We start from the raw sequence: 16,805 nt of genomic DNA on the forward strand, positions 1-16,805 counted from the left end.
TGGGTCACCTCCATGGCGGGGCAAGACCCGGCCATGCGGGCAACTCGCCGGCCGATCGGGCGTGAGCCGATAGGGCTCGTGTTTCACGTGAAACATGACGCCCACGGCGGGCAGCAGTGGGAAGCGTTCAACGAGCATCGGGAATCAGCGCCTACGGGCGTCAGTATGACCTCTGCAAGCTGGTTCGGCCCATCTCGTCGGCTGGGTCGTCACTGTCGAGCTCCGACAGAAGCGTAGCGCTGGCAGGCTCGTGAGTCACTCGGGGGGAACACCAAGTCTGACGTCGGCAACGAGCATGAAGGGGAGTGATGGAACTAGCGACCGCTTCTGCGTCGTGAGGCGATAGCAGGTCGCGTCAGAACCAAGCGTGACGGGCAGGAACCATCCCGTCGATCACGTGACCATGGGCAAAATGCAACGACCTACCAGGCAAGGGGTCGAATGCGACGTCGGCGAGACCGCGGCGAGCGCGAGGGCTCAGTCTCACGGATCGGTCGCAGTCACGGCTCGATGTCCGTGGCGACCGGTCGGGTCCCGGTGGATCCGCCTTTGGTGGGTCCTCTTCATAGCCGCTTCCAGCTCGGCTGTCGTAGTCACGTTGGGCACGCGGTCGGCTCATGTTTCACGTGAGACTATCGGGACGCGCCGTGTCTCCCGAGGACGCCCGCTCTCAACTGGCCCTCGGAGAGGCGCCGGAGCGCACGAGCCAAGCGGCCCGTCCGTTGACGCGTGCGGTGTGATCGACACCACTGCGCCCTCACTGCCATATTCATACGCCCGCCCCATCGATCTCCGACAGAACGAAGCGACTCGGGGGCGGCCTCGCGCCCCGGGTGCGGCAGCCACGGACCGCACGCGATCATGAACCCAAGCCGTACAGGCCTGAGGGGCGCTGGTCGAGCTCCTCAGACTCGTGGAGCAATTTGCTGGCTAAGACCGGCTGGGCGCGCTACACGATTGGCGGGTCCACAACCACCCGGTCGCCGCCAGCCATCGACCTCTGGTCTGGGCCGATTGCCTCGAGCGCGGCTTCATGCCGCGTCGCACTTCACTTCTCTCAGCCGCTCGCCGACCCGTGACGGACTGGCCGGCGTCAAGCGACAGATCCAATCGACGTGGCCCCGATGTTTCACGTGAAACGTCAAGTCGGCCAGCGTCCTGTCGCGGGAAAGCATGCACACGAGCGCCACACCCGCGGCCGGCTCGCCTGCGCAGCGCTCATCGCAGCGCTCTCGGGATCGCTGGTCGGTCAATGGAGGTGGCGCGTCCGTGGCGCCTCCGCCGATGGGCGCACCGCGCCCCGGGCACTGCAACAGACAAATGCGGCCCGAGGGTGACAGCCACGGACCTCACGCCGTCCGTGAACCAACGCCATACAGGCCTGGTGGAGCACGTCGACCTCCCCAAACTCGTGGACGATTGCCGACTGGGACCGGCTGCTCTGACTCGCTCAGTCCGACTCCACGTCCGCGCGATCTCGGGCTATGGTTTGGGCCGTTGTCCTCGTGAGAGAGCGCGGCGAGTCGCACTTCACTTCTCTCTGCCGATCCCCTGGCCAGCGGCGAGGGCGTCGAAGCGACAGATCCAAACTTGGTCGCCATCCGATGTTTCACGTGAAACGTCGAGACGGCCAGTTCTCCTGGCACTGGAGAGCGTGCAGAGGAGCGCGAGCCTGCGTCCGGCTCGTCCGCGCATCGCTCATCGCAGCGCGCTTTCGAGATCGCTGGCCGGTCAGTAGAGCGGTGTTTGCGTGCTGCGCCGATGGAGCGCACGTTACCTGATGGGCCGCGGAGCATCTAGCCGTAACAGTCCCCGATTCAGGGGAGCCGATAGCAGTTGCCGACAAACGCGAGAACCACAGCCCAGCCCGACCTGCTGCCGGAGCCCGCGTAACGCCTCCGCTCTTTGGTGGCGCCCAAGCCGAGCACCAGGCATCTCCAACGACGTCAAGACTCGAGCCGTCGGACGTGGCGTACGCGCCTGACGGAAGTGAGCCGGGGCCGGCACGGTGTCAACATCGAGGTTGCCCGCGCGAGCGTCGTGAACAACGATGAACGTCAGGAACCAGCACGGTACCGACCGCCAATCGACCGATCGACCGTTACGAACTCAACGTTCGACCCCGTGCTGCACTTCGCGCACGTGGCGTTTCACGTGAAACGGACCTCGCCGCTGAGACGTCCTCAGCGAAGCGGAGCGGAGCCGGCACCCGACATCGACTCGCACGCACCGAGCCGCGGCGCCTGCCTACCACCAACCAACTCTCGCGCGAAGTTGCGGTCGACCGACGGTCAGCGGACCGTCGCGCGGATCACGCGCGATGGCTCGGCGAGAAGTCCCTCACCGACCACCTCGACGCGGGCGTTCGTGACCTTGAACTTGCGAAGCTGCTTCTCCGCGCCCTCGATCTCGTTCGCCGCGGTCGCGCCCTTGAGGAGGATCAACTCACCGCCATCACGCACCAGGGGAGCGGTGATGGGCACGAGTGTCCGCAGCGCGCTGACGGCGCGGGCCGTCACGGCATCGAGCACCGGGCCGCGCTTCCAGTCCTCGGCGCGTGCTCGAAGCACCTCGACGTTCGCGAGCTCGAGCGACTCGACCTGCTCCGAGAGCCACGCAACACGGCGCTCCATGGGCTCGATGAGCACCCAGTCCACGTCCGGACGCGCGATCGCCAAGACCAGCCCCGGCAGACCGGCACCCGAACCCACATCGCCGACACGGCCCGAGAACAAGGGCGCGATGACAGCGCTGTTCAGAATGTGCCGCGACCACAGGCGAGGTGGTTCGAGGGGACCGATGAGTCCACGTTCCTCGCCGTGCTTGCCGAGCGCGTCGGCGAATCGTCGGGCTACGTCGATGCGGTCGCCGAAGATCGCTACAGCTGCTGCGGGTTCCTGCTCGATCTCGATCATGGATGTTTCACGTGAAACGTGATCAAGCCCGGCGAATCACTGTGTGCCGGTCAGCGCCATCGCCGTAGGACTCCGAGACGAAGCCGCGCTCGGCGACGATGTCGTGCACGAGCTTGCGCTCGTAGCTCGACATCGCAGGGAGGGAAGCCTGGGATGCGCCCCCCTCGAGTCGATCGATGGCCCGGCCCACCAGCTGCTCGAGCTGACGCTGGCGCGTGTCGCGCGAGCCACCGACGTCGAGGATCAGGCGTGAGAACCGGCCTGTGCGATTCTGCACCGCGATCCGCGTGAGCTCCTGCAGCGCCTGCACGGTGTCGGGGTCGGCGATCAGCGACACCGACCCGCCCTCCGGCGCCTGCACCGAAACGTAGGCGCGACCGGCCCGTACATCGAGATCGAGGTCTCCGTCGATGTCGGCGATGTCGAGCAGCCCCTCGATGAAGTCGGCCGCGACGTCGCCTTCCTCCTCGAGCTGCTCGACGGTGGCGGGTGCGCGGTCGACAGACGTGTCGACGGAGGAGTAGTCGGGCGACGTGCTCATGGAGTCATCCTCGAGGTGAGTTGGGAGAGAAGAGGAAGGGATTCAGGATGCCGAGCCAGGGGCGCCGGTCGATCCAGGGCTCGCATCCTTCGAGCTCGGGCCCCCGGATTTCGGTGCCTGCTTCTGGGCCTGCTTCTTCGCGCGCTGCTTGCCCACAGGCTGCTGGCGCTTCGGAGTCGCGGCACGGGCGCGCTCGGCCTCTTCGAAGAGGCGCTGCTGCTCGGCCTGGTACTTCTCCAGCGGCACGACCTTGCCCTGTGCGTCGATCGCCTTGCCCTTGCGAGCGAGGCGCTCTTCGCGAGCCTTCGCGGCATCCGAGCCGGGCGTCGGCATCTCGCGGATCACGAGGAACTGCTGACCCATCGTCCACAGGTTCGACACGAACCAGTAGATGACCACACCGAGCGGGAAGAAGACACCCGAGAAGACGAACGCGAAGGGCAGGACGTACAGCATGATCTTCTGCATCTGGTACGCCTGGCCGGTCTTGGCCTCGGGGGAGAGGTTCTTCGAGATGATCTGCAGCTGGGTGAAGAACTGCGAGGCGATCATCAGCACGACGAGCGTCAGCAGGATGACGATCGCGGCGGTGTTGCTCGTCTCGAACGCCTGGATGAGCGTCTCGTGCAGCGACGCGACGCCGAACAGCTTCGCGTTGTAGAACTCCTGCGTCAGCTCCGGGTTGAGCAGGCCGACGCCGCCGATCCCCGCCACCGCGTGTCGCGTCACATCGTTGAGCACGCTGAACAGCGCGAAGAAGACGGGCATCTGAACGAGGAGCGGCAGGCAGCTCGACACCGGCGTCGTGCCGTGCTTCTTGTACAGCGCCATCGTCTCGCGGCTCATCGCCTCACGCGAGAGCTGATCCTTCTTGCCGCGGTACTTCTCCTGAACTTTTCGCAGTTCAGGAGCGATTTCCATCATCTTCCGCTGGCTCTTGATCTGCCGCACGAAGAGGGGGATCATCGCCGACCGCACGACGATCACGAGGCCGACGATCGCGAGCACCCACGTGATGCCGTCGGCAGGCGGGAGGCCGATCGTGGTGAAGAGCCAGTGCCAGAAGACGAGCACTGCCTCGACGAGCCACTTCAGGGGCCAGAGGATCGTACCGATGAGGTCGAATCCACCCGCCGGCGGCGGCGTCGGGGAGGGCGTGGAAGCCAGCAAGAGATCCATGCGGCGGATCAGTCCTTTCCGGTGGGGGCGGGCACGACGAAACCGTGTGGGGTCAGCGCGTGCCGGAAGTTCTTATGAGGAGGGACGTCGTCCACGCCGCCGGCCGCCCAGGGGTGGCAACGAGCGATCCGCCGCGCCGTGAGCGCCGAGCCGACGAGGGCGCCATGCTGCTGCACCGCGCCGACGGCGTAGGCCGAGCACGACGGGTAGTACTTGCAGACGTCTCCATAGGTGTGAGAGATGGTCGCACGGTAACCGTGGAGAAGAGCGAGAGCCGCGTTGCGGGGGAGCAGCGGGATGCTGCGGAGCAGATCGGATGCCTCGAACCGGGCGTCGCCGAGGGCGTAGGCCGGGAGGACGCTCATGCTGCTCTCCGTGCGAGGCACCGCGAGACCTCATCGCGCAGGTCGGCGAAGGACGCCGTCGCCGCACTGGGCAGCGCGCGGATCACGACGTCACTGCCATCGGCCACGGCCGGCAGCGACTCGGCGCACACCGCCTTGAGTCGTCGCCGGACGGTGTTGCGCACCACAGCGCCTCCGACCTGACGACTCACGATGAAACCGAACCGCGCCGGACCTTCGGTCTCGACGCGGTTCACGTAGGTGATGGTGTGCGCTCCGGCACAGCGACGACCCCGACGGACGACGGCCTTGTATTCCGTCCCGCGGGTGAGTCGGTTCGGCCTCGCGAGCACCGCTCGGGTCAGGCCGAGAGCTCGGTGCGCCCCTTGGAGCGACGAGCCGAGAGGATGGCGCGGCCGGCGCGGGTGCGCATGCGGGCGCGGAAGCCGTGCTTCTTGGCGCGGCGGCGGTTGTTGGGCTGGAAGGTGCGCTTGCTCATGAGGGTTTTCTTCCGATCAGGTGTCACCGGGACGCTCGAGACCGGGGACGCTCTTACAAAGGGACTGCCGCGAGGGCATAAGTCAACCGATTAAGGCTACGTCGAGTCGCCCGATAACTCAAACCGAGTGAGGAACGTGTCATTATGCCCCGGATCGCGAACTGGGCATGGCAGTGACACGCGGGCGAGTCCTACAGTGGAGTTTGCTCACACGACGCCCGCTGACTAGCGTGGCTCCGGCAGTTATCCACAGGCCAGTCACGGCGATTCCGCGGCACCCGGTGGAATCATCAACAACCCGGGGGGGCCATGTCACCGCACGAAGTCCCAGACGTCCCAGTCTGGTCAGCCGTGCTCGAAGAGCTCGTGAACGATGAGCGGATCACGCCGCAGCTTCACGGATTCATCAGCCTCGCCGTTCCGCAGGGGGTCATGGGCGGCACCCTCTATCTCGATGTGCCCAACGACCTGACGGCCGCGCAGTTCACCAAGCGCATGCGCGCACCCATCATGGAGGCGCTCTCGCGCGTCGACCAGGAGGGCCAGAATCCGGCATCGACGTTCCGCGTCGTGGTCAATCCTGATCTCGCCGACGCACACCTGACCGCACCCATCCCGATCCAGTCGGGCGCACTCGGCGGCAACCATCCCGCCCCCGGCCCATCGCCCGTCGGCCGCCCGCCGCTGGACGAGCCGGCCGAACCGGCATCCGTCTCGCGCAGCGACACCCGACTGAACCCCAAGTACACGTTCGACAACTTCGTCATCGGCCAGTCCAACCGCTTCGCGCATGCCGCCGCGGTCGCAGTCGCCGAAGCACCTGCCAAGGCGTACAACCCGCTGTTCATCTACGGCGACTCGGGCCTGGGCAAGACGCACCTTCTTCACGCGATCGGCGACTACGCGCTGAGTCTGTACGCCGGCATCCGCGTGCGGTACGTCTCGAGCGAGGAGTTCACGAACGACTTCATCAACTCGATCGCCAACAACAGGGGTTCGGCATTCCAGGCGCGGTATCGCGACGTCGACATCCTGCTGATCGATGACATCCAGTTCCTGCAGGGCCGTGCCGAGACGCAGGAGGCGTTCTTCCACACCTTCAACCAGCTGCATGACCACGACAAGCAGGTCGTGATCACCAGCGATGTGCCCCCGAAGCACCTGACGGGCTTCGAGGACCGCATGCGCAGCCGGTTCGAGTGGGGCCTCATCACAGATGTGCAGGCGCCCGACCTCGAGACCCGCATCGCGATCCTGCGCAAGAAGGCGCAGTCCGAGCGGCTGCACATCCCCGACGAGGTCCTCGAGTACATCGCCACGGTCGTCTCGAGCAACATCCGCGAGCTCGAGGGCGCCCTGATCCGCGTCTCCGCTTTTGCAAGCCTCAACCGCTCGACGCTCGACATGTCGCTCGCGCAGACCGTCCTGCGCGACATCGTCGACCAGGATGACGCCAACGTCATCTCGCCGACCGACATCATCACGGCGACCGCGGCATACTTCAAGCTCACCGTCGACGACCTGTACGGCTCGAGTCGCTCGCAGTCCGTCGCGACGGCTCGCCAGATCGCCATGTATCTGTGCCGTGAGCGCACGAGCCTGTCGCTGCCGAAGATCGGCCAGCTTTTCGGCAACCGCGATCACACCACCGTGATGTACGCCTATAAGAAGATCAGCGACCTCATGAAAGAGCGTCGCTCGATCTACAACCAGGTCTCCGAGATCACGACTCAGCTGGGCCGCAACGGCCGCTGACGCCGTGTGTCGGCATATGCCGCAAGAAGTCCTTGACACCCGTTGCGGACGGGGCCATTATTCGCGTTCTGCACAGTGTGGAAAACCTGTGGATAACTCTTCGGGGCTGCGGAAACGGCTGTGAAGATCTGTCGAAGCCCTGTGGATGGATTCCGGATGCCTGGAGACCCGGCATCCGGCATTCCAAAGTCCATCCGCAGCCGCTCCACAACTCACACGCGTGTGGTTTCGGTGTGCCGATTGGGATCGGGGGAGTTGTCCACAGTTTCCACAGCCGTTAACACCATGACAAAAGTCCTTCTCATTGAAACCGTCCGATCACCTTTGCGGTGGACAGACCGGTGGAAGCGTCGCTCGCCAAGAGCGGGACTGGCATTCGGCAGACGTGCCACTAGCATGAGAACCCCGAGCCCGCAGCCTGCGGGTCCGCTGCAGAGGGAGCGTTCGTGAAGTTCCACGTCAATCGCGATGTGTTCAGCGAAGCCGTATCGTTCGTCGTCAAGCTCCTGCCGCAGCGCAACCCCCAGCCGATCCTCGCCGGCGTGCTGATCGAGGCATCCTCCGACGGACTGTCCCTCGCCGCCTTCGACTACGAGGCCTCGGCGCGGACGACGATCGAAGCCACCGTCGACGAGCCCGGCACGATCCTCGTGCACGGCCGGCTTCTCTCCGACATCGCCAGCCGGCTCCCGAACGCTCCGATAGAGATCGCCGTCGATGAAGACAACGGCATCCTCCTCACCTGCGGTTCGGCTCGGTTCACCCTGGCCTCGATGCCGGTGCAGGAGTATCCGGCGATTCCCGAGGTCTCGGGCGACTCGGGACTCGTTCCCGGCGAGGATTTCGCCACGGCGATCGCGCAGGTCGCTTTCGCGGCATCGCGCGATGACGTGACCCCCGTGCTCACCGGCGTGCAGCTCGAGGTGTCGGGCACGAGTCTCAGCCTTGTCGCCACCGACCGCTACCGCGTGGCGCTGCGCGAGATCCCGTGGGATGGCGGCGGTACAGCTTCGGAGGAATCGACCACGGCGCTCGTGCCGGCGCGCACCCTGACCGAAGTCGGCAAGACCTTCGCGCACGGCGGCGACATCTCCATCGCCTTCTCGGGAACCGGCGATCGCGAGATCATCGCGTTCACGGCGGGCAACAAGACGGTCACGTCGCTGCTGATCAAGGGCAACTTCCCGCCGGTTCGCCGGCTGTTCCCCGAGCAGACCGAGCACCACGCCGTGGTCAACACCGCCGACCTCGCCGAGGCGGTGCGCCGTGTGTCGCTCGTGCTGGACCGCTCGGCACCGCTGCGGTTCACGTTCACAACGGATGCCGTGTCGATGGATGCTTCCGGCACCGAGCAGGCGCGCGCGACCGAGTCGGTCGATGCCAACCTCGTCGGCGAGGACGTCACGCTCGGTCTGAACCCGCAGTACCTGCTCGAGTCACTCGGCGCGGTGAAGAGCGAGTTCGTCCGCATCACGTTCACGTCGAGCGAGAACGCCAACAAGCTCAGCCCCGTGCTCATCACCCCGCAGACGTCGGTGGACCGGGCCGGTGAAGAGTCGTTCCGCTACCTCCTGCAGCCCAACCTGCTGCTGCGCTGACCTCCGGGAGCGCCCGCATCGCCGGGGCGACGTCGGGCCGTCGAACTAGGCTTGACCGGTGATCGTGGAGCAGCTGAGTCTCGTGGACTTCCGCAACTATGCGGCGGCCGATGTGACTCTCGTTCCCGGTCCGAACGTCTTCGTCGGCCGCAACGGTCAGGGCAAGACCAATCTCGCCGAGGCGATCGCGTTCTTCGCGACTCTCGGGTCTCATCGCGTGTCGAACGATGCGCCGATGGTGCGCGATGGAGCGGATGCCGCGATCATCCGCGCGCGGCTCGCCCACGGTGAGCGCCGCGTGCAGCTCGAGGCGCAGGTCAACCGGCAGGGATCCAACAAGGCGCGCGTGAACGGCTCCGCGGTCAAGCCCTCCGAGCTTCCGAGGTATGCGCAGGTCGTTCTGTTCGCGCCGGAGGATCTCCAGATCGTCCGCGGCGACCCGTCGGCGCGTCGCCGCTTCGCCGATCAGCTGCTGGTGCAGCGGGCACCCCGCATGTCCGGCGTGCTCGGCGACTACGACCGCGTGCTCAAGCAGCGCACCGCTCTGCTCAAATCGGCCAGGGCGCGTGGCGTCCGTGGCGACGCGCTGTCGACGCTCGACGTGTGGGACGACAAGCTCGTCACGCTCGGCACGCAGGTCATCCAGGCGCGGCTGGCCCTCGCCGCCGACCTGGCCGCACCGCTCGCCGCGGCCTACACCTCGATCGCCGGCGCCGACCACGATCCCGAGATCGAATGGGCGCTGTCGATCCGCGGGAACGACCCCGACAGCGATGACGCCGGCACGCCGGCTGTCGTCACCGCCGACGTCGCCGACATCGCCGCGCAGTTCCGTGAGGCGCTGGCCGCCCGCCGCGTTGCTGAGCTGGATCGGGGACTCACACTCGTCGGTCCGCATCGCGACGATCTGCTGCTGCGGATCCGCGGACTTCCGGTCAAGGGGTACGCGTCGCACGGGGAATCCTGGTCGGTGGCGCTCTCGCTCCGGCTGGCGTCCGCCGAACTGCTGCGGGAAGAGTCTCTGCTCGGAGATCCGGTGCTGATCCTCGACGACGTCTTCGCGGAGCTCGACACCGATCGCCGCGCGCGGCTGGCCGGACTCGCCGGAGACTACGAGCAGGTCGTGGTGACCGCGGCCGTCGAAGGCGATGTTCCCGACATCCTGCGCGCGCGCATGGTGCGGGTGGAGGCGGGCCGGATCGTGGAGGAGGCGACGGATGCCTGAGGGCACGGGTGCCCCGGAGGGCGAGACCCCGCGCATCCCCGAGACGATCGCGACCTATCTGCGGCTGCGAGGGCTCGAGCCGTCGGCGCGCACCTTCCGTAAGAAGCGACGTCGTGTCGTCGACGACGAGAACGCGCCGTTCACACCGGGGCGCGATCCGCGCGGAGTGGGCGACGTGCTCGCCGACCTCACGCGCGAGGCCGGCTGGGACAAGGAGCTGGCTCGCGAAGACGTCGTGCGCGCATGGGCCGAGGTCGCCGGCGAAGACACCGCGCGGCACACGCGCCCGGTCGCCTTCTCGGAGGGTTCGCTCACCGTCCAGGCCGATTCGACGGCGTGGGCGAAGCAGCTGCAGCTGATGAGGGCGCACATCCTGTCGGAGATCGTCCGCCGGTTCCCCGACGCGGGGGTCACAGCGGTGCGCTTCATCGGGCCGGACGTCCCCTCCTGGAAATGGGGTCCCAGAACGATTCCAGGGCGTGGCCCGCGCGATACCTACGGTTGAGGCATCTCTGAAGGTGTCCGGAGGGATTTCCTGGCCTCAGCGGGGCGCGTACGCCGCGTGACCGGGCCGAAAACCGATAGACTGTCGAGGCCCCCATCGAAGGATATGGAGCCCTCGCGAAGATGACGCCCGACAACCCCGACAACGTTCCTGAGGAACCCGACCACCTCGTTCAGGCTCCCGGTGAATATGGGGCAGACGACATCCAGGTGCTCGAAGGCCTCGAGGCCGTGCGCAAGCGCCCCGGCATGTACATCGGATCGACCGGTGAGCGCGGTCTGCACCACCTGGTCCAGGAGATCGTCGACAACTCCGTCGACGAGGCGCTGGCCGGCTACTGCGACAACATCGAGGTCACGATCCTCAGTGACGGCGGTGTGCGGGTAGCCGACAACGGCCGCGGCATCCCGGTCGGCATCCACAAGAGCGAAGGAAAGTCGACGGTCGAGGTCGTGCTCACCGTCCTCCACGCCGGTGGAAAGTTCGGCGGCGGCGCGTACGCCGTCTCGGGCGGCCTGCACGGCGTCGGCTCCTCGGTGGTCAACGCCCTGTCGACCCGCCTCGAAGTAGAGGTGCGTCAGCAGGGTCACGTCTGGCGACAGTCCTACCGCGACGGCGGGCAGCCGCAGGCGCCGCTGGCCAAGGGCGAGGAGAGCAGCGAGACCGGTACGACGATCACGTTCTGGCCGGACGACTCGATCTTCGAGACCATCGATTTCGACTACGACACCCTGCGCACCCGCTTCCAGCAGATGGCGTTCCTGAACAAGGGCCTGCGCATCAGCCTCCGCGACGAGCGGCCCAACGCGCTGGTGCCCGACGACAACCCCGGTGACGGGGTCGACGAGCCGCAGCCGCGCCACGACAGCTTCCTCTACGAGCGCGGGCTGGTCGACTACGTCGAGCACCTCAACAAGGTGCGCCACGCGGATGTCGTCAACGACGAGATCATCGAGGTCGAGTCTGAGGACTCCGGCCGCAAGATCGCCCTCGAGATGGCGATGCAGTGGACCACGAGCTACACCGAGAACGTCTTCACGTACGCCAACACCATCAACACGCACGAGGGCGGCACGCACGAAGAGGGCTTCCGCGCCGCGCTCACGACGCTCGTGAACCGCTACGCGCGCAGCAACAACCTCCTCAAGGAGAAGGACGACAACCTCACCGGCGAAGACATCCGAGAGGGCCTCACCGCGGTCATCTCGGTGAAGCTGTCGGAACCGCAGTTCGAGGGTCAGACCAAGACGAAGCTCGGCAACACCGAGGCGAAGGCGTTCGTGCAGAAGGTCGTCGGCGATCAGCTGGGAGATTGGTTCGACCGCAACCCGGCTCAGGCCAAGAACGTCATCCGCAAGGCGATCGACGCGGCCAGCGCACGCCTCGCCGCGCGAAAGGCGCGTGAGACGGCTCGCCGCAAGAGCGTGTTCGAATCGGCAGCGATGCCCGACAAGCTCAAGGACTGCACGAGCAAGGACCCCTCGATCAGCGAGATCTTCCTCGTGGAGGGCGACTCGGCCGGCGGTTCGGCGGTGCAGGGCCGTGACCCGCACACGCAGGCGATCCTCGCGCTGCGCGGCAAGATCCTCAACGTCGAGCGCGCTCGACTCGACAAGGCCCTCTCTAACAAAGAGGTCCAGGCGATGATCCAGGCATTCGGCACGGGCATCGGTGAGGACTTCGACATCGACAAGGCGCGGTATCACAAGATCGTGCTCATGGCCGATGCCGATGTCGACGGCCAGCACATCACCACGCTGCTGCTGACGCTCCTGTTCCGTTACATGCGCGGGCTGATCGAGGCGGGCTTCGTCTACCTCGCGATGCCTCCGCTGTACCGGCTGAAGTGGACCAACTCGGCGCACGAGTACGTGTACTCCGACAAGGAGCGGGATGCGCTCCTGGAGCACGGTCTCGCCAACGGCAAGCGGATCCCGAAGGACTCGGGCGTCCAGCGCTACAAGGGTCTGGGCGAGATGAACGCCAAAGAGCTGTGGGAGACCACGATGGACCACACCACCCGGACGCTCCGCCAGGTGACCATCGACGACGCCGCCGCCGCGGACGAGATCTTCTCGGTGCTGATGGGCGAGGACGTCGAATCGCGGCGCACGTTCATCCAGCGCAACGCCAAGGACGTCCGCTTCCTCGATATCTGAATACATGGTCGTGGGCGTCTCGTCTCGCGCAGACCCGCATGGGGCGAGCGAAGCGAGCCGAAATGTCGCTCAACGACCGGCACATCCTCGCTCGTTGAGCGAGGAGCGAAGCGACGAGACGAAACGCAGAAGACGAAAGACGAGACATGGCTGACGAAGAACGTCCCGACCCCAACGCCGAGCACGAGCACGGCCGGATCGATCAGGTCGACCTGCAGCTCGAGATGCAGCGCAGCTACCTCGACTACGCGATGGCGGTCATCGTCGGGCGCGCCCTGCCGGATGTGCGCGATGGGCTGAAGCCGGTGCACCGCCGCGTCATCTACGGCATGTACGACGGCGGCTTCCGTCCCGACAAGTCGTTCTCGAAGTGCGCGCGCGTCGTCGGCGAGGTGATGGGTCAGTATCACCCGCACGGTGACGCCCCCATCTACGACGCCCTCGTCCGTCTCGTTCAGCCGTGGTCGCTGCGGTACCCGCTCGCTCAGGGTCAGGGCAACTTCGGGTCGCCGGGCAACATGGGCGCTGCGGCACCGCGGTACACCGAGACGAAGATGGCGACGCTCGCGCTCGAGATGGTGCGCGACATCGAAGAGGACACCGTCGACTTCCAGGACAACTACGACGGTCAGACGCAGGAGCCGACGGTCCTGCCGGCCCGCTTCCCGAACCTCCTCGTCAACGGCTCGGTCGGCATCGCGGTCGGCATGGCGACCAACATCCCTCCGCACAACCTTCGCGAGGTGGCAGCCGGCGCACTGTGGGCGCTCGAGAACCCTGAGGCCTCGCGCGAGGAACTGCTCGACGCGCTCATGGAGCGCATCCCGGGGCCGGACTTCCCGACGGGCGCGCAGATCCTCGGCACCAAGGGTGTGCGCGAGGCGTACCGCACGGGCCGCGGCTCCATCACGATGCGCGCGGTCGTCTCGATCGAAGAGCTCCAGGGCCGCACGTGCCTGGTCATCACCGAGCTGCCCTACCAGGTGAACCCCGACAACCTCGCGGTCAAGATCGGCGACCTCGCTCGCGAGGGCAAGATCACGGGCATCGCCGACATCCGCGACGAGACGAGCGACCGCACCGGTCAGCGCCTGGTCGTGGTGCTGAAGCGGGACGCCGTTGCCAAGGTCGTGCTCAACAATCTGTACAAGCACACCCAGCTGCAGGAGAACTTCGGCGCGAACATGCTCGCGATCGTCGACGGAGTGCCGCGCACGCTGCCCCTCGACGGCTTCATCTCGTACTGGATCGAGCACCAGATCGAGGTCATCGTCCGCCGGACCCAGTACCGCCTGCGCGAGGCCGAGAAGCGCATGCACATCCTGCGCGGCTACCTCAAGGCGCTCGATGCGCTCGATGAGGTCATCGCACTGATCCGCCGCTCGCCGACCGTCGACGATGCGCGCGAGGGCCTGAAGAGCCTGCTCGACATCGACGAGATCCAGGCCGACGCCATCCTGCAGATGCAGCTGCGTCGCCTGGCCGCACTCGAGCGCCAGAAGATCATCGACGAGGCCACCGAGCTCGAGGCGAAGATCACCGACCTCAACGACATCCTCGTCAAGCCGATGCGCCAGCGCAGCATCGTGCACGACGAGCTCGCCGGGATCGTGGACAAGTTCGGCGACGAGCGCCGCACCCACATCCTGCACGGCTTCGACGGCGACATGTCGATGGAAGACCTCATCCCCGAAGAGGAGATGGTGGTCTCGGTCACTCGCGACGGCTACATCAAGCGCACCCGCAGCGACAACTACCGCCAGCAGCACCGTGGCGGCAAGGGCGTCAAGGGCGCGCAGCTGCGCGCCGACGACGTGGTCGAGCACTTCTTCGTCACCACGACGCACCACTGGCTCCTGTTCTTCACGAACAAGGGCCGGGTCTACCGCTCGAAGGCGTACGAAGTGCCTGAGGCGGGGCGGGATGCCAAGGGTCAGCACGTCGCGAACCTCCTCGCGCTGCAGCCCGACGAGGAGATCGCGCAGATCCTCGACATCCGCGACTACGCGGTCGCCACCTACCTGGTGCTGGCAACACGCAACGGACTGGTCAAGAAGACGCGCCTGACCGAGTACGACACGAACCGTCAGGGCGGGATCATCGCGATCAAGCTGCGCGGCAACGGGTCGGACGAAGCGGAGGATTCCGATGCCGACACCGATGACGAGGTCGTCAGCGCCCTGCTCGTCGACGAGGGCGACGACATCCTGCTCATCAGCCGGCACGGCATGTCGCTGCGCTTCTCGGCGACCGATTCCGCGCTGCGTCCGATGGGCCGCTCGACGTCGGGTGTGAAGGGCATGGACTTCCGCGGGGGCGACAGCCTGCTCTCGGCATCCGTCGCCAAGGACGACGAGTACGTGTTCGTCGTCACCGAGGGCGGCTACGCCAAGCGCACCGCCGTCGACCAGTACCGGGTGCAGAACCGCGGCGGACTGGGCATCAAGGTGGCCAAACTGAACGAGGATCGCGGCGATCTCGCGGGCGGTCTGATCGTCTCGGAGGACGACGAGGTCTTGGTGGTTCTTGCCAGCGGCAAGGTGGTACGCTCTGCCGTGGCCGAGGTGCCTGCCAAGGGTCGCGACACCATGGGCGTCGTTTTCGCCCGTGCTGGTGGAGACGATCGCATCCTTGCGATCGCCCGCAACATCGAGCGAACCCTGACAGCAGAAGCCGAGGACGCCGCCGAGGCCCCCGACGAAGATCCGACCGCTGAACCCTCCACAGCGTCGGACGCCTCGCCCGAGACCCCCGAAGAGAGCACTGACGCATGAGCACGGTAGCCGACAAGCTCGCGAAGAAATCCAGCAGCAAGACCAGCGCCAAGCAGGTGCGCCTGCGCTTGGTGTACATCGACTTCTGGTCCGCAGTGAAGCTGTCGTTCCTGGGAGCGATCGCGATCGCCGTCGTCACCGTGGTGTCGTTCATCGTGGTGTACCTCGTCGTCCAGACGACGGGGCTCATCGCCGAGGCCGACAAGTTCTTCGGCAGCTTCACCGATGGCAGCATCCTGCTGTCGGACTTCGTGAGCTTCCCGCAGGTGCTCGCGTTCTCGGCGGTCGTCGCCATCCTCAATCTCGTCGTCGTCACGGTGCTCGGCGCCGTGGTCGCCGGCATCTACAACCTGGCGGTCAAGGTGACGGGTGGCCTGCTCGTCGGCTTCACTTCCAACTGAATCCACGGCCGATCCCGGTCGACCTCGATTCGTGAAATCGTCGTTCGTCGGGTAAAGTCTTGGAGGTTGCGGGGCGCGAGCGCCGCACCGAAACGGGGCTATAGCTCAGGCGGTTAGAGCGCTTCACTGATAATGAAGAGGTCCCAGGTTCAAGTCCTGGTAGCCCCACACTTTGCCCCGGGGCCTTAGCTCAGTTGGTAGAGCGCCTGCTTTGCAAGCAGGATGTCAGGAGTTCGAATCTCCTAGGCTCCACAACGTGGATCAGCCGGCCCGAAGGGTCGGCTTATTCACGTTATAGGGCACGGCGATTCGAACAGGCGGCGAAGCCGCGTTCGATGGGCCCACGGCGCAGAGGCTCCGCACGACGCGCCAGCGGCGCGTGGAGAGCGCCGGGGACTCCTAGGCTCCACAAGAAGAACGAAGCCGGTCCTGCGGGACCGGCTTCTTCGTCGTTTCGGCACCGGTGGATAGGGTGAAGCATGGATCTGCGTGTCGCAGCGTACGCGGTCATCCTCGATCAGGACGACCGGCTGCTGCTGGCGCACTGGAACGAGGGCCGGCGCGGGGCGTGGACGATGCCCGGCGGTGGGCTCGAGCCCGGCGAGGATCCCGAGGCCGCGGCACGTCGCGAGGTGAGGGAAGAGACCGGCTATCGCGTCACGGTCGACCAGCTGCTCGGCATCCACTCCCGTGTCATCCCGGCCGGCAGACGTCTGACGCCTGGGCTGACCGAGCCCCTGCACACCCTCCGCATCGTGTACCGGGCGCACGTCACCGGCGGCCGGCTGCGCAACGAGGTCGACGGCACGACCGATCGCGCCGAATGGTTCCCCCTCGCCGACGTGCGTGAACTGCAGCGGGTCAAGCTCGTCGACATCGCCCTCGAGATGGCGGGTCTGGTCTGACGATT

General features: G+C 66.3%; 14 protein-coding genes and 2 tRNA genes. 10 read left to right on the forward strand and 6 right to left on the reverse strand.

What is annotated here, in order from left to right; genetic code table 11:
* Window positions 1–2,291: 2,291 nt before the first annotated feature.
* The 6 genes from rsmG to rpmH are packed head-to-tail and all read right to left on the reverse strand — an operon-like array spanning window position 2,292 to window position 5,478.
* Window positions 2,292–2,915, reverse strand: coding sequence for a 16S rRNA (guanine(527)-N(7))-methyltransferase RsmG (gene rsmG / locus HF576_RS13435; protein ID WP_168913313.1), 624 nt, complete (start codon window positions 2,913–2,915; stop codon window positions 2,292–2,294).
* Window positions 2,916–2,937: 22 nt separating this feature from the next.
* Window positions 2,938–3,456: a Jag family protein gene (locus HF576_RS13440; RefSeq protein ID WP_168913314.1), complete on the reverse strand. Its 519-nt coding sequence runs from the start codon at window positions 3,454–3,456 to the stop codon at window positions 2,938–2,940.
* Between the two features lie 42 nt (window positions 3,457–3,498).
* A complete protein-coding gene (yidC, locus tag HF576_RS13445; RefSeq protein ID WP_168913315.1) occupies window positions 3,499–4,635 on the reverse strand; it encodes a membrane protein insertase YidC in 1,137 nt (378 codons plus the stop codon).
* A gap of 8 nt (window positions 4,636–4,643) precedes the next feature.
* Entirely contained in the window at window positions 4,644–5,000 is a 357-nt protein-coding gene (gene yidD / locus HF576_RS13450; RefSeq protein ID WP_168913316.1) for a membrane protein insertion efficiency factor YidD, read from the reverse strand.
* Window positions 4,997–5,332, reverse strand: a complete 336-nt coding sequence (gene rnpA / locus HF576_RS13455; protein ID WP_168913317.1) for a ribonuclease P protein component — start codon at window positions 5,330–5,332, stop codon at window positions 4,997–4,999. The genes yidD and rnpA overlap by 4 nt, the downstream gene beginning before the upstream one ends.
* An 8-nt stretch (window positions 5,333–5,340) precedes the next feature.
* A complete protein-coding gene (gene rpmH, locus HF576_RS13460) occupies window positions 5,341–5,478 on the reverse strand; it encodes a 50S ribosomal protein L34 (RefSeq protein ID WP_064002918.1) in 138 nt (45 codons plus the stop codon).
* Between the two features lie 309 nt (window positions 5,479–5,787).
* On the opposite strand from rpmH, the gene dnaA reads away from it, so the two are divergent.
* The 10 genes from dnaA to HF576_RS13510 all read left to right on the forward strand — a co-directional run bounded on the left by dnaA (window position 5,788) and on the right by HF576_RS13510 (window position 16,800).
* A complete protein-coding gene (gene dnaA / locus HF576_RS13465) occupies window positions 5,788–7,233 on the forward strand; it encodes a chromosomal replication initiator protein DnaA (RefSeq protein ID WP_168913318.1) in 1,446 nt (481 codons plus the stop codon).
* A gap of 446 nt (window positions 7,234–7,679) precedes the next feature.
* Window positions 7,680–8,831 (forward strand): DNA polymerase III subunit beta, encoded by a 1,152-nt coding sequence (gene dnaN / locus HF576_RS13470; RefSeq protein ID WP_168913319.1) that lies wholly within the window; start codon window positions 7,680–7,682, stop codon window positions 8,829–8,831.
* A gap of 58 nt (window positions 8,832–8,889) precedes the next feature.
* Window positions 8,890–10,056 (forward strand): DNA replication/repair protein RecF, encoded by a 1,167-nt coding sequence (gene recF, locus HF576_RS13475; protein ID WP_168913320.1) that lies wholly within the window; start codon window positions 8,890–8,892, stop codon window positions 10,054–10,056.
* The gene (locus HF576_RS13480; RefSeq protein ID WP_168913321.1) at window positions 10,049–10,561 is read left to right on the forward strand and encodes a DciA family protein; all 513 of its coding nucleotides are present in this window, start codon (window positions 10,049–10,051) and stop codon (window positions 10,559–10,561) included. Before recF ends, HF576_RS13480 begins: the two co-directional genes overlap by 8 nt.
* Before the next feature lie 122 nt (window positions 10,562–10,683).
* On the forward strand, window positions 10,684–12,720 hold the full coding sequence (gene gyrB / locus HF576_RS13485) for a DNA topoisomerase (ATP-hydrolyzing) subunit B (protein WP_168913322.1): 2,037 nt from the start codon (window positions 10,684–10,686) through the stop codon (window positions 12,718–12,720).
* 146 nt (window positions 12,721–12,866) lie between these two features.
* A complete protein-coding gene (gene gyrA / locus HF576_RS13490) occupies window positions 12,867–15,494 on the forward strand; it encodes a DNA gyrase subunit A (RefSeq protein ID WP_168913323.1) in 2,628 nt (875 codons plus the stop codon).
* On the forward strand, window positions 15,491–15,895 hold the full coding sequence (locus HF576_RS13495) for a DUF3566 domain-containing protein (RefSeq protein WP_168913324.1): 405 nt from the start codon (window positions 15,491–15,493) through the stop codon (window positions 15,893–15,895). Before gyrA ends, HF576_RS13495 begins: the two co-directional genes overlap by 4 nt.
* Before the next feature lie 94 nt (window positions 15,896–15,989).
* Window positions 15,990–16,063 (forward strand) — tRNA-Ile (locus HF576_RS13500).
* Between the two features lie 11 nt (window positions 16,064–16,074).
* A tRNA-Ala gene (locus tag HF576_RS13505) sits at window positions 16,075–16,147 on the forward strand.
* A gap of 227 nt (window positions 16,148–16,374) precedes the next feature.
* A complete protein-coding gene (locus HF576_RS13510; RefSeq protein ID WP_168913325.1) occupies window positions 16,375–16,800 on the forward strand; it encodes an NUDIX hydrolase in 426 nt (141 codons plus the stop codon).
* The last annotated feature ends 5 nt before the right edge of the window (window positions 16,801–16,805 follow it).

This window comes from Microbacterium salsuginis (genome assembly GCF_012524205.1).
GTDB classification, from domain to species: domain Bacteria; phylum Actinomycetota; class Actinomycetes; order Actinomycetales; family Microbacteriaceae; genus Microbacterium; species Microbacterium salsuginis.